Below are 12962 nucleotides of genomic sequence, written 5' to 3' on the forward strand. Positions count from 1 at the left end.
GCGGCGGCCCTGACGCGCCCGGCCTGACGCCCTGACGCCCCGACGCCCGGCCTCCCGCGCCGGGAGGCACAGGTCACCAGGCCATGTCCTCCAGCGCGTCCAGGTCCAGCGGGGCCGGCGCCTGCGGCTCCGCGCCCCCGGTCAGCGGCAGCTCGGCCCAGATGACCTTCCCGCGGTCGGTGTAGCGGGTGCCCCACCGGTCGGCGTACTGGGCGACCAGGAACAGCCCGCGCCCGCCCTCGTCGGTGGTGGCCGCGTACCGCAGGTGCGGGGAGGTGCTGCTGCCGTCGGAGACCTCGCAGATGAGGCTGCGGTCGCGCAGCAGACGCACCCGGACGGGCGCGCTCCCGTACCGGATGGCGTTGGTGACCAGCTCGCTGAGGATCAGTTCGGTGGTGAAGGAGACGTCCTCCAGGCCCCATGCGGCGAGTTGCGCCGAGCCCGCGTTGCGCACCCGCGAGACGGCCGAGGGCTCGCCCGGCACCTCCCACTCGGCGATCCGGTCGGCCTCCAGCCGCCGGGTGTCGGCGATCAGCAGGGCGATGTCGTCGCTCGGCACCGGGAACAGCATCGCCGCGAGCACGTCCGAACAGGCCTGGTCGGGGCTGCGGCCGGGCCGCGCCAGCGTATCGCCCAGCAGCCGCAGGCCCGCGTCGAAGTCCCGGTCGCGGTCCTCCACCAGGCCGTCGGTGAACAGCACCAGCCGACTTCCCTCGGGCAGCCGGAACGTGGCGGCCTCGAAGGGCATGCCGCCCACGCCGAGCGGCAGCCCGGTGGGCAGCTCCGGGAACTCCACCTGCCCGTCGGGGCGGATCAGCGCGGGCCCGGGGTGTCCGGCGCTGGCCATCGAGCAGTGCCCGGACACCGGGTCGTAGACCGCGTACAGACAGGTCGCGCCGGTGATCCCGGCCGGCCCGGCCACCCCGTCGGAGTTGCCCTCCTGCGCGGCCCCGCCGTCCCCGGCCTCGTTCTGGTCGATCCGGTTGATCAGCTCGTCCAGGTGCCCCAGCAGCTCGTCGGGCGGCAGGTCCAGGGTGGAGAAGTTGTGCACGGCGGTCCGCAGCCGGCCCATGGTGGCCGCCGCGTGCACCCCGTGCCCGACGACGTCGCCGACGACCAGCGCCACCCGGGCGCCGGGCAGCGGGATCACGTCGAACCAGTCCCCGCCCACCCCCGCCGTCGCGGGCAGGTAGCGGAAGGCCACGTTCACCGCGCTCTGGTCGGGCAGCACCCGGGGCAGCAGGCTGCGCTGGAGCGTCACCGCCATCGCGTGCTCGCGGGTGAAACGGCGGGCGTTGTCGATGGAGACCGCCGCGCGGGCGCCCAGCTCCTCGGCGAAGGAGAGGTCCTCCTCCTCGAAGGGCTCCGGGGTGTCGGCCCGCCAGAAGTTGGCCATGCCGAGGACCACGCCCCGTGCCTGGAGGGGTACGGAGATCAGCGAGTGCAGCCCGTAGTCCAGGGCCGCGCGGGTCCCTTGGGAGTCCTGGGCCCGCCAGCCCATGGCCGCGTGCAGATCGGCCGCCAGCACCGCGTGACCGGCGTCCAGGGCCGCCGCCATAGGGGCCGTCGGCACGACGAACCGGATGACGTCGCCGACCGGCTGGAGCGGCGAGTCGGTGCGGATCCCGGAGATGGCCGCCCGGCGCATCTCGGTGTAGGCGCCGTTGACCAGCGAGGGCTCGTCACCGCGCAGCACCGGATCCAGCAGTTCCACCGTGACGAAGTCCGCGAAGCGCGGGACGGCGACCTCGGAGAGCTCCTCGGCGGTCCGCACCACGTCCAGGGTCGTACCGATGCGCACCCCGGCGTCGTACAGCAGCTGGAGCCGGCCGCGGGCCACCTCGGCCCGGCCGGAGAGCGCCGCGAGTTCGGTGGAGTCGCGCAGGGTCACGACGTGGCCGGTGGGGCGGCCCTTGAACGGCTTGGTGGGCCGTACGTTGACGGCGAGGAGTCGGTCGCCCGCCAGGTGGACGAGGTCCGTCACGATCCGGCCGGAGGCCAGCAGCTCGGTGGTGCGCGGGTCCAGGCCCAGCTCGGCGACGGGCCGCCCCTCGGCCTCGGCCGACAGGTCGAGGAGCCGCCGGGCCTCGTCGTTGGCCAGGACCAGCCGCCGGTCGGCGCCGATGATCAGCACGCCCTCGCGCACGGCGTGCAGGACGGCTTCGTGGTGCTCGTTCATCCGGGTCATCTCGGCGGCCCCGAGCCCGCGGGTCTGGCGGCGCAGCCGCCGGCTGACCAGGGCGGCGCCGCTCGTGCCCAGCAGCAGGCCGCCCGCCGCGGCGCCGAGCAGGAGCGGCAGCTGACCCTCGACCACCTGGGAGACGTTGGCCACCTCTATGCCGGTGCCGACCAGGCCGACGACGGCGCCGCTCGCGTCCCGGACGGGGACCACGGCCCGGACGGCGTCGCTCGGCTCCCCGGTGAAGGTCTCGGTGAACGACTCCCCGGCGACGGCGCGGTCGAGGTCCCCGGTGGCCTTCTGGCCGATCAGCTCGGGCCGCGAGTCGGTGTAGCGGACCCCCTCGGTGTTCATCACGGCGATGAAGTCGACGCCCGAGCCCCGCCGGGCCGCCTCGGCCAGCGGCTGGAGCGCGGCGGTCGGATCCGGCGACTTCAGCGCCTCGGGCAGACCGGGCGCGTGCGCGAAGGCCTCGGCGGCCGCGAGCGAGCGGTGACGGGCGTCGCGCTGGCTGTCGTACCGGGCCTGGACCACCAGCGCCACCGCGGCCGCGGCGATCAGGAGCAGCACGATCACCGCCTGGAGGGCGAAGACCTGACCGGCGACGCTGCGCCCCCACCGGGACAGGCGCGCGAGAAGGCGCGAGCCCCACCCGGTCGGCTGGCGACCAAAACGTCCCGTCATGAGCCCTTTTTAACACTGTCCCGTGGGTTTGGGGCTGGGGGCCGGGGCGGCGGCGGCCGCACGGTACGCGCGGGGAGCGAGGCCGACGTACGCCGTGAAGTGCTGGCGGAAGGTGACCTCGCTGGCGAATCCGGTCCGGCGGGCCACCTCCCCGACGGGGTGGTCGGTGCGCTCCAGGAGCTTGCGGGCCGCGTCCAGCCGGTGCTCCAGCAGCCAGCGGTGCGGGGTGGTGCCGGTGGCCGCGGTGAAGTGGCGGGCGAAGGAGCGCGCGGACATCCCCGCCCAGCGGGCCAGGGTGGCCACGTCCACCGGCTGGTCCAGGGAACGCAGGGCGCGTTCGCGTACGGCGGCCAGTGCCTCGGCGGTCCGGTCCGTGGCCGGGACGGGCCGGTCGAGGTACTGGGCGTGGGCCCCCGCACGGAAAGGGCCCGTCACCATGGAACGGGCGATGGAGGCGGCGGCCTCGGCGCCGTGCGCCTCCCGGACCAGGTGCAGGCAGAGGTCGATCCCGGCGGCCACCCCGGCCGAGGTCCACAGCCCGTCGTCCTCCACGTAGAGCGGGGCCTCCTCGACCACGACCGCCGGGTACCGCGCGGCCAGCTGCGGCGCCAGCCACCAGTGGGTGACGGCCCGGCGGCCGTCGAGCAGCCCGGCCTCCGCCAGCACGAACGCTCCGGCGCACAGGGCGGCGACGGGCACGCCCCGGGCGTGCGCCGCGCGCAGGGCGGCGAGGACGGGCTCGGGCGTCGGATCGGCCGGCTCGGCCAGCGCCGGTACGACGACCAGATCGGCCGTGGTCAGCCAGTCCAGGCCCCGGTCGGGGGTCAGGGTCAGGCCGCCGGGCAGGGCGACGGGACCGGGCTCCAGGGCGCAGCGGCGCAGCTCGAAGGGGGGCGCGGCGCCGCGGCTGCGGCCGGCACCCCAGACCTCGGTGATGACGGCCAGGTCGAAGCTGCGGATGCCGGGCTGGACGACGATCGCGACGCGGTGCATGACGGCATCCTGCCAGGGGCGCCCCGTCAGGGCTGCCAGGCTGGCAGGATCCCATCGGTTCGGGACATCGGTGGTCCTGTCGGGCCGGCCGCGCGGCGGACAGCATGGAGGCATGACATCGCACGCGATCGAGATCGCTTCCGACAGTGCCCTGCTGGTCATCGACGTGCAGAAGGGCTTCGACGACGCGTCCTTCTGGGGGCCCCGCGACAACCCCGCCGCCGAGGACAACATCGCCGCCCTGATGGACGCCTGGCAGGACGCGGGCCGCCCGGTGGTCCTTGTACAGCACCTCTCCGAGCGCCCCGGTTCCGTCCTGGCCGCCGACCACCCCGGTCACGCCTTCAAGGACCTGGTCGAGAAGCGGCGCGCCGACGCCCTCGTGATCACCAAGAGTGTGAACTCCGCCTTCTACGGCACGCCGGACCTGGCCGAGTGGCTCACCGCGCGGGGGATCGGCCAGCTGGTCGTCGTCGGCATCCAGACCAACATGTGCGTCGAGACCACCGCCCGCATGGCGGGCAACCTCGGCTACGACGTCCTCGTGCCGCTCGACGCCACCCACACCTTCGACCTGGCCGGACCGGCGGGGACGTCCCTGACCGCCGCCCAGCTGGCGACGGCCACGGCGGTCAACCTCCAGGGCGGCGGCTTCGCCCGGGTGGTCACCACGGCGGAGCTCCTCGGCTGAGGCCGCCCGCCCCTCAGCCCCGCCGGCGCCTCACACGCCGGCGAGGCCGGACGGTCAGAGCACGTCGGCGGCGATGGTGGCCGCGACCCGCTCCAGCAGGGGACCGGCGTTCGGGATGGACTTGGCCGGGTCGGGCTCCAGGTCCGTCAGCGGGTACGCCCGCTGGATCCCCGCCGACCGGAGGGCTTCCTCGCTCAGCAGCAGCCGTCCGCAGACCGCCACGACCGGCTTGCCCGCCGCGCGGGCGGCCGCGGCCACACCGGCCGGGGCCTTGCCGTGCAGGGTCTGCTCGTCCAGCGAGCCCTCACCGGTGATGACCAGGGTGGCCCGCTCCAGCGCCGGCGCGAAGCCCAGCACCTCCAGCATCAGCTCGATGCCCGGGCGGAACGTCGCGCCGAGCAGCAACGCCCCGTAGCCGATGCCGCCCGCACCCCCCGCACCCGGGAGCACCGCGCACTCGGCGGCCTTCGCCCCGATCGACTTCTCCAGGACCACCGCGAAGTGGGCCAGCGCGGCGTCCAGCGTCGCCACGTCCTCGGGCGAGGCGCCCTTCTGCGGGCCGTAGACCGCCGCGCACCCCTTCGGGCCGGTCAGCGGGTTGTCCACGTCGCTCGCCAGGACGAAGTCCACGTCGGCGAAGCGCGGGTCGACACCGGACAGGTCCGCCGACGCCAGGTCGGCCAGCGCGCCGCCGCCCGGACCGACCGGTTCGCCGTTCGCATCCAGGAACACCGCGCCGAGCGCGGCCAGCATGCCGGCGCCGCCGTCGGTGGTGGCGCTGCCGCCCACGCCGAAGACGATCGAGCGCGCACCGGCGTCCAGCGCGGCCTTCAGGAGCTCGCCCGAGCCGTACGTGGTGGCCGTCAGCGGGGCGAAGGTGCCCGCCGGCAGCAGCTGGAGCCCGGAGGCCTCCGCCATCTCGACCACCGCCGTGCCCTCGCGGAACGCGAAGGCGGCCGTGACCTGGTCACCGAGGGGTCCGGTGACCCGTACCTCCCGGCGTTCAAAACCGGCCGCCACCGCCGCCGCGACCGTACCGTCGCCGCCGTCCGCCACGGGGAGGGTCTCGATCTCCACGCCCGGGACGGCCTTGCGAAGACCGGCCGTCACCCGCTCCGCGACCTGAACGGCCGTGAGCGAGCCCTTGAATTTGTCCGCGGCGATGAGCACGCGCGCGGCCTCAGTTACTGCTCCGTCCGTCACCTTTGCCATTCCCTTGCTATCGAACAGTGCAGTCGCGCCGCCATGAGCTTATCCGGAGGATCCTCCTATGCCCATGAGTGGCCTAGGCCACACCCGGCGCGTCATGCCCTTGAATACGGATATACGCCCGCATAGTGGGGCCGCATGAGTACGGATGCGCGGGAACAGTCACGTCCGGACGTCCCGGGCGGTGGCCCGGACGTCCCCGCGGACGGTGCTCACGACCCGGCGGACGGCGCACCCGACCACATGGTCGTCACCGTGGGAGTGGTAGCCGTGCTGGCCGTCGTCGCCTGGGCGGCCTCGGCCAAGGGCTCCTTCGACACGGCGTCGAGCACCGCGCTCGCCTGGGTCCTGGACAACTTCGCCTGGCTGTTCGTCATCGCCGCCGACCTCTTCCTCGTGATGTGCGTCGTGCTCGCCGTCAGCCGCTTCGGCCGGATCCGGCTCGGCCGGGACGACTCCGAGCCCGAGTTCACCAACCTCGCGTGGATCGCGATGATGTTCAGCGCCGGCATGGGCATCGGCCTGATGTTCTTCGGAGTGGGCGAGCCCCTCACCCACTACCTGAACCCGCCCCCCGCCTCCGGCGCGGCCCCCGGCACGGGCGCAGCCGCCCGCACCGCGATGGAGTACTCCTTCTTCCACTGGACCCTCACCCCCTGGGCCATCTACGGCATCGCGGGTCTCGCCCTGGCCTACGCGACCTTCCGCAAGGGCCGCGGCAACCGCCTCAGCTCCGCCTTCGTCCCCCTGATGGGTGAGGAGCGGGCGAACGGCCGGCCGGGCAAGGCCATCGACCTGCTCGCCGTCTTCGCCACCGTCTTCGGCACCGCGACCAGCCTCGGACTCGGCGCCCTCCAGGTCTCCAAGGGCCTCAACATCACCACGGGGATCGAGGACTCCACCACCGTGGAGCTGATCATCATCGGCTCCCTCTCGGCGGCCTTCGTCCTGTCCGCCTTCTCCGGCCTGCACAAGGGGGTCAAGTGGCTGAGCACCCTCAACATCGTGCTCGCCGCCACCCTCATGCTCTTCGTCTTCGTGCTCGGACCCACCGTCTACGTCCTCGACGTGATCCCCTCCAGCGTCGGCGGCTACCTCCACGAACTGCTGCCCATGGCCAGCCGCACCGGCGCCTTCACCGACGCCGGCTGGCTCGGCGCGTGGACGATCTTCTACTGGGCGTGGTGGCTCTCCTGGGCCCCCTTCGTCGGGACCTTCATCGCCCGCATCTCGCGCGGCCGCACCATCCGCGAATTCCTCATCGGCGTGCTGCTCGTGCCCAGTGGGGCCACCGTCATCTGGTTCTGCGTGATGGGCGGCACCGCCATCCGGCTCGACTCCACCGATACCGTCGACTTCGCCTCCGAGCTCAAGGACGGTACGGAGGCCTCGCTCTTCGCGATGCTGGACGCGCTGCCGCTGTCCACGCTCACCTCGTGGGTCGCGATGCTCCTGGTGATGACGTACTTCGTCACCAGCGCCGACTCCGCCTCCCTGGTCATGGGCTCCCTGACCAGCCGGGGCTCCCTGCACCCGCCCACCTGGCTCGTCGTCACCTGGGGCGTGCTGATGGCCGCCGTGGCCGCCGTCCTGCTCGTCGCGGGCGGCCTGAAGTCCCTGCAGACGGCCACCATCCTGGTCGCGCTGCCCTTCGTGGTCGTCATGCTGCTGCTGTGCTGGGCCCTGCTGAAGGAGCTCCGCGAGGACCCCGGCGCCGGACCGCCCCGCCACCACCCCCCGCGCGGCGCACGGGACGCCGTCCGGGCCATGACCGGCGACGCCCTCACCGAGCGGGGCCGGGGCCGGGGCCCGGGCCGCGCGGACGGCCCCGGCCGCCCTGGGTAGGGTGGCGCGGTGACCACCACGGATGACTACGCCACGTACATCGCGAGCCTGCCCCGGGTGCTGGCCGGCGCCGCCGCCCTCTACCGGGACGCCGAGGGCAGGGTCCTGCTCGTCGAGCCCAACTACCGCGAGGGCTGGGCCCTGCCGGGCGGCACCATCGAGTCGGACCAGGGCGAGTCACCGCGTACGGCCGCCCGCCGCGAGAGCGCCGAGGAGATCGGCATCGACGTGCCGCTCGGCCGGCTGCTCGCCGTCGACTGGACCCTGGGCGCCGCCCGCCCGCCGCTGGTCGCCTACCTCTACGACGGCGGGGTGCTCGACGCGTCCCAGCTCGCCTCGATCACCCTCCAGGAGGAGGAGCTGATCTCCTGGCGGCTGGTCGAGCCGGCCGAACTCACCGCCTACCTGCCGGGATCGCTCGGGCTGCGCACGCAGGAGGCGTACCGGGTCCTGCTGTCGGGCGAGGGCACGGCGGAGCTGGAGAACGGCCGGCGCCCGGTGAGCGCGTGAGCCGTGACCACCTGCCTGTAACACCGGGCTTACTCCGACCAGGACAGAATCAGCAGATGATCACGATGTACGCCTGGCCCAGCACCGCCGACGGGCCCGACGCCCTGCCCATGGTCCACTTCACCACCGACCAGCAGGCCGGCGGCGAGGTCACCCCCGAGGGCACCCCCGTCTGGCTGTTCGACACCGCGATACGCGAAGGCGGCTGGGCCCGGTTCACCGACTTCGAGGGCTGGTCCGCGCCCGCCGCCGGCTGGCAGGCCTTCTACCGCCGCGAGGACGACCTGCTCGCCGTCACCGGCCCCGGCTCCTGCGAGGGCTGGTACCAGGGCAACCTCGGAGCCGACGCCGACTGGGTGACGGCGGCCGCCACCCAGCAGAGCGTCGTCCTGCTCGCCGCCCCCGTCCAGCACCCCTCGCTCTACAGCTACGCCGTGGAGGCGGGCGCCGCCTTCGCCCTGCTCGTGCCCCTCCTCGTGGTCTGACGACGCGCGCCCGAGGTGCGGGGCGCCGCGGCCGATGCTGGAATGAGCGCCCATGGAGCGCTGCCGTCTGCTGGCGGTCCACCTCCTCCGCTCGGCGGTGTCGGTGGTCCTGCTCATCGCGCTGTACTACCTGCTTCCGCTGGACCAGGGGCTCGACGCCGCCGTGATCACGCTCCTGCTCCTCGGGCTGGTGGCCTTCGGCTGTGTGCTCGCCTGGCAGATCTACGCCGTCAGCCACGCGGAGTACCCGCGGCTGCGGGCCCTGGAGGCGCTGGCCACGGCCGTGCCCCTGTTCCTCGTGGTGTTCTCGGTGACGTACTTCCTGCTCGCGGCGGAGCAGCCGGGGTCGTTCTCGGAGCCGCTGACCCGGACCGACGCCCTGTACTTCGCGGTCACGGTCTTCGCGACCGTGGGCTTCGGGGACATCGTCCCCACCTCCGGGACGGGCCGTGCGCTGACCACCGTGCAGATGATCGCCGACTTGATCATCGTCGGCGTGGTCGCCAAGGTCCTCTTCGGCGCGATCAAGGTCGGACTGCGCCGGAAGGGCGCCGACGCGGACGACTAGAGGGTCTCCTGGAGCTCCGGCAGCGTCCGGAGCCGGTCACCGGACTCGAAGGCCAGCAGCCGGACCTTGCGCTCGACCCCGCCGCCGTAGCCGGTCATGGCGCCCGAGGCCCCGATGACCCGGTGGCAGGGCACGATGATGCCCACCGGGTTCTTCCCGTTGGCCAGCCCCACCGCGCGCGAGGCGTTCGGCTTGCCCAGCTCCGCCGCGAGCCGGCCGTACGACCAGGTCTCGCCGTACGGGATCCGTACGAGCTGGTCCCAGACGCTGCGCTGGAAGGCGGTGCCCTCCAGGCGCAGGGGGAGCGCGAACTCGGTGAGCTCCCCGGCGAAGTACGCGGCCAGCTGGCGCACCACTTCGGGGAAGGGCTCCTCGCTCGCGGCGACCCGCTCCCCGAAGGACTCCTCGGCGGGCCGGTGCCGCTGACCGGTCATGTACAGGCCGCACAGGACGCCGTCCGCGGCGACCAGGGTGAGCGCGCCGTAGGGGCTGTCGACGACGGTGTGCTGCTTGCTGCTCATGGCGTGCTCCTCAGGCGGGCAAGTGGTTGATGGGGTGGGCGTCGGTGGCCCACAGGTACTGGACGGCGTAGGCGCGCCAGGGCCGCCAGCCGGCCGCGCGGGCGGTCAGCGCGGAGGGCGTGGACGGCAGCCCGAGCCCGCGCGCCGCGCGCCGGACCCCCAGATCGGACGGCAGGAACGCGTCCGGGTCGCCGAGCGCCCGCATCGCGATCACCTCGGTGGTCCACGGACCGAAGCCGGGCAGCGCGCTCAGCTGCGCGCGGGCCGCCTCCCAGTCGCTGTCGATGCCGAGCGGCAGCGAGCCGTCGGCGAGCGCCGAGACCAGCGTCGTGAGCGTGGTGCGCCGGCTGCGCGGCAGGGCCAGGGACTGCGGGTCCAGCCCGGCGAGCGCCTGCGGGGACGGGAAGAGGTGCGTGAGCCCGCCCAAGGGGTCCTCGATGCTCTCGCCGTGCGCGCTGACCAGCCGGGCCGCGTGCGTGCGCGCCGCCGCGGTGGAGACCTGCTGGCCGAGGACGGCCCGTACGGCGAACTCCGCCGCGTCGACCGTACGCGGGACCCTGCGCCCGGGGGCCTTGTCCACGAGCGGGGCCAGCAGCGGGTCGGAGCGGAGCTGGCCGTCGACCGCCTCCGGGTCGGCGTCCAGGTCGAGCATCCAGCGGCAGCGGCTGATGGCGATGGTGAGGTCGCGCAGGTCGGTGAGGGCGAGGCGGCAGCCGATGTGGTCGGGCCGCGGGGTCAGGGCGACGACGCCCGTGCCGTAGGGGAGCCGCAGGGTGCGGCGGTAGGCGCCGTCCCGCCACTCCTCGACGCCGGGGACGGCGGTCGCGGCGAGGTGCCCGAAGAGGTTGTCGGGGTTGAGGGGGGCCCGGAACGGCAGCCGCAGACTGATCGTGCCGGGGATCCTGGGCGGGGCGTTCTTGTTCCGGCTGGCCTTCACCGCCCTGGCCCGCAGCTCGCTCGGGGAGAGGGCGAAGACCTCGCGGACGGTGTCGTTGAAGGTACGGATGGAGGAGAAGCCGGAGGCGAAGGCCAGGTCGCCCATGGGGAGCTCGGAGGTCTCGATGAGCAGCCGGGCGGTCTGGGCGCGCTGGGCCCGCGCCAGGGCGAGGGGTCCGGCCCCCAGCTCGGCGTTGAGCTGCCGCTCGACCTGGCGGGTGGAGTAGCCCAGGCGGGTGGCGAGGCCCGGGACCCCCTCCCGGTCCACGACCCCGTCCTGGATCAGCCGCATCGCCCGTGCGACGGCGTCGGCGCGGGCGTTCCACTCGGGCGAACCGGGACTCGTGTCGGGCCGGCACCGCTTGCACGCCCGGAAGCCGGCCTGCTGGCAGGCGGCGGCGCTGGGCAGGAAGGTCATGTTCTCGACCTTCGGCGGGACGGCGGGGCAGCTGGGCCGACAGTAGATCCGGGTGGTCAGGACGGCGGTGAAGAACCAGCCGTCGAAGCGGGCGTCCTTCGACTGCACGGCCCTTACGCAGCGCTCGGTGTCGGTGTGCATGGCTCCAGGATCCGGGGCGCGGCCGCCTGCGGCTGGCGGTTTTCCGACATCAAGCGTAGGGCCTGAACCGGCCCGCGCCGCAGCCGGACGACAGAGGGCCCCGGATGCCATTGGCATCCGGGGCCCTCACACCTGCCGAGCTCAGCGCAGCGTCGCCGCGCGGGCTTCCCGCCGGTTGTGGCGGAACGTGTTCGCGCGACGGGTCGTCGCGAACAGCGGGATGGTCGCCGCCATCGCGATCTGCAGGGCGCAGCCGGTCTGGAGCAGCAGCTGACCGCCCGGGGCGTCGAACGCCCAGGCCGCCAGCAGCCCCATCGCGCTGATGATCCAGCACAGCATCGCCACCGCGAGGACACCCCGCGGCTTCGGGTACTCGACCCGGCTCACCATCAGCCAGGCCACCCCGATGATCGCCAGCAGCGTCGGGACGAACGGCAGCTCCAGCAGCACGATCGAGACGACCGTCAGCGCGCCGAAGGGGCTCGGCATGCCCTGGAACATGCCGTCCTTCATCGTCACGCAGCTGAATCTCGCGAGTCGCAGCACCACGGCGAGCAGCACCACGATCGCGGCCAGCGCCGACATCTTCTGGTGCGCGTCGACGGCGACCATGCCGTAGACGAGCACGAAGTAGGCCGGAGCCAGGCCGAAGCTGATCAGGTCGGACAGGTTGTCCAGCTCGGCGCCCATCGGCGAGCTGCGCAGCTTGCGGGCCACGATGCCGTCGAAGAGGTCGAAGACCGCGGCGAGCAGCATCAGTATCACTGCCGTCGCGGCGCTGTTGCGGGCCATGCCCGACTCGCCGCTGCCGGTGAGGTGCGGAATGAGGATCCCGGTGGTGGTGAAGTACACCGCCATGAATCCGCACGTCGCGTTACCGAGGGTGAGGGTGTCCGCTATCGACAGCCGCAGCGAGAGCGGCATGTCGTCCTCGGCGGACTCCTCCTCGGCGGGCTCGGGCACCCAGCCGGCGGCCGGAGTCTCAGGGTCAGTCACGGTCAATTCGTGTCACCCCCGCGGTGGTGGCCTGGCCGACCTCGACCGCGACCTCGACACCCTCGGGGAGGTAGATGTCGACGCGGGAGCCGAAGCGGATCAGACCGATGCGTTCGCCCTGCTCCACCTTGGTGCCGGCCGGCAGGTAGGGGACGATGCGACGGGCGACGGCGCCGGCGATCTGCACCATCTCGATGTCGCCGAGCTCGGTGTCGAAGTGCCAGACAACGCGCTCGTTGTTCTCGCTCTCCTTGTTGAACGCCGGGACGAATCCGCCGGGGATGTGCTCCACGGACGTCACCGTGCCCGCGAGGGGCGCGCGGTTGACGTGGACGTTCAGCGGGCTCATGAAGATCGCGACCCGGGTCCGTCCGTCCTTCCACGGCATGATGCTCTGCACCACACCGTCGGCGGGGGAGATGACACGGCCCTGAGCGATCTCACGCTCGGGGTCGCGGAAGAACCACAGCATGCCCGCGGCGAGCGCGGTTGCGGGCACGGCCGCCGCGGCCCAGCGTCCGGACTTGCGGGCCCGGGTGAGGCTGAGCGCCGCGGTGGCGACGGTCGGCAGAAGCCACGGCGATGCTCCGCGCGCGAGGCGTACGCCAAGGAGGCTGTCGCGAGGTGCAGAGGTTTGGCTGTGGGGCATGGATGACCTTCGTAGCGGGTGATTGCCGCGCCGCAAACAGGGGGACGGGACGGCGGCTTTACTGGAATGCTATCGGTTGCGCGCAACAACTGGGCAAGCCAGAAGCCGAGTCGATGACCGTCAGCCAGTGACTGGTA

12 protein-coding genes are annotated in these 12962 nt (G+C 73.2%); 5 read left to right on the plus strand and 7 right to left on the minus strand.

Going from position 1 to position 12962, the window contains the following annotated elements:
• Positions 1–73: 73 nt before the first annotated feature.
• Entirely contained in the window at positions 74–2863 is a 2790-nt protein-coding gene (locus ACF059_RS10870) for a SpoIIE family protein phosphatase (RefSeq protein ID WP_392054429.1), read from the minus strand.
• A gap of 9 nt (positions 2864–2872) precedes the next feature.
• Positions 2873–3856, minus strand: a complete 984-nt coding sequence (locus ACF059_RS10875) for a GlxA family transcriptional regulator (protein WP_392054432.1) — start codon at positions 3854–3856, stop codon at positions 2873–2875.
• A 112-nt stretch (positions 3857–3968) separates the two neighbouring features.
• Here ACF059_RS10875 and ACF059_RS10880 point away from each other — a divergent pair, with 112 nt between their 5' ends.
• Complete coding sequence (locus ACF059_RS10880) at positions 3969–4547, plus strand: cysteine hydrolase family protein (RefSeq protein ID WP_392054435.1); 579 nt, start codon at positions 3969–3971, stop codon at positions 4545–4547.
• Positions 4548–4601: 54 nt separating this feature from the next.
• Here ACF059_RS10880 and ACF059_RS10885 read toward each other — a convergent pair whose 3' ends face one another.
• Positions 4602–5759 (minus strand): glycerate kinase, encoded by a 1158-nt coding sequence (locus ACF059_RS10885; RefSeq protein WP_392054438.1) that lies wholly within the window; start codon positions 5757–5759, stop codon positions 4602–4604.
• Between the two features lie 135 nt (positions 5760–5894).
• On the opposite strand from ACF059_RS10885, the gene ACF059_RS10890 reads away from it, so the two are divergent.
• The 4 genes from ACF059_RS10890 to ACF059_RS10905 are packed head-to-tail and all read left to right on the plus strand — an operon-like array spanning position 5895 to position 9164.
• On the plus strand, positions 5895–7601 hold the full coding sequence (locus tag ACF059_RS10890; RefSeq protein WP_392054441.1) for a BCCT family transporter: 1707 nt from the start codon (positions 5895–5897) through the stop codon (positions 7599–7601).
• 9 nt (positions 7602–7610) lie between these two features.
• Positions 7611–8111, plus strand: coding sequence for an NUDIX hydrolase (locus ACF059_RS10895; protein ID WP_361939462.1), 501 nt, complete (start codon positions 7611–7613; stop codon positions 8109–8111).
• A 56-nt stretch (positions 8112–8167) separates the two neighbouring features.
• Positions 8168–8596: a hypothetical protein gene (locus ACF059_RS10900; RefSeq protein ID WP_360889282.1), complete on the plus strand. Its 429-nt coding sequence runs from the start codon at positions 8168–8170 to the stop codon at positions 8594–8596.
• 52 nt (positions 8597–8648) lie between these two features.
• Complete coding sequence (locus ACF059_RS10905) at positions 8649–9164, plus strand: potassium channel family protein (protein ID WP_392054444.1); 516 nt, start codon at positions 8649–8651, stop codon at positions 9162–9164.
• Here ACF059_RS10905 and ACF059_RS10910 read toward each other — a convergent pair.
• From ACF059_RS10910 to ACF059_RS10925, 4 genes are all read right to left on the minus strand, one after another.
• Positions 9161–9685: a methylated-DNA--[protein]-cysteine S-methyltransferase gene (locus ACF059_RS10910; protein WP_392054447.1), complete on the minus strand. Its 525-nt coding sequence runs from the start codon at positions 9683–9685 to the stop codon at positions 9161–9163. The genes ACF059_RS10905 and ACF059_RS10910 overlap by 4 nt on opposite strands.
• 10 nt (positions 9686–9695) lie before the next feature.
• On the minus strand, positions 9696–11180 hold the full coding sequence (locus ACF059_RS10915) for a DNA-3-methyladenine glycosylase 2 family protein (protein WP_392054450.1): 1485 nt from the start codon (positions 11178–11180) through the stop codon (positions 9696–9698).
• Between the two features lie 141 nt (positions 11181–11321).
• Entirely contained in the window at positions 11322–12182 is an 861-nt protein-coding gene (pssA, locus tag ACF059_RS10920) for a CDP-diacylglycerol--serine O-phosphatidyltransferase (protein ID WP_199808112.1), read from the minus strand.
• Entirely contained in the window at positions 12169–12825 is a 657-nt protein-coding gene (locus ACF059_RS10925) for a phosphatidylserine decarboxylase (protein WP_030010161.1), read from the minus strand. The genes pssA and ACF059_RS10925 overlap by 14 nt, the downstream gene beginning before the upstream one ends.
• Between the last annotated feature and the right edge of the window lie 137 nt (positions 12826–12962).

The sequence above is a fragment of the Streptomyces sp. NPDC016562 genome (assembly GCF_043076955.1).
In the GTDB taxonomy this organism is placed as follows: domain Bacteria; phylum Actinomycetota; class Actinomycetes; order Streptomycetales; family Streptomycetaceae; genus Streptomyces.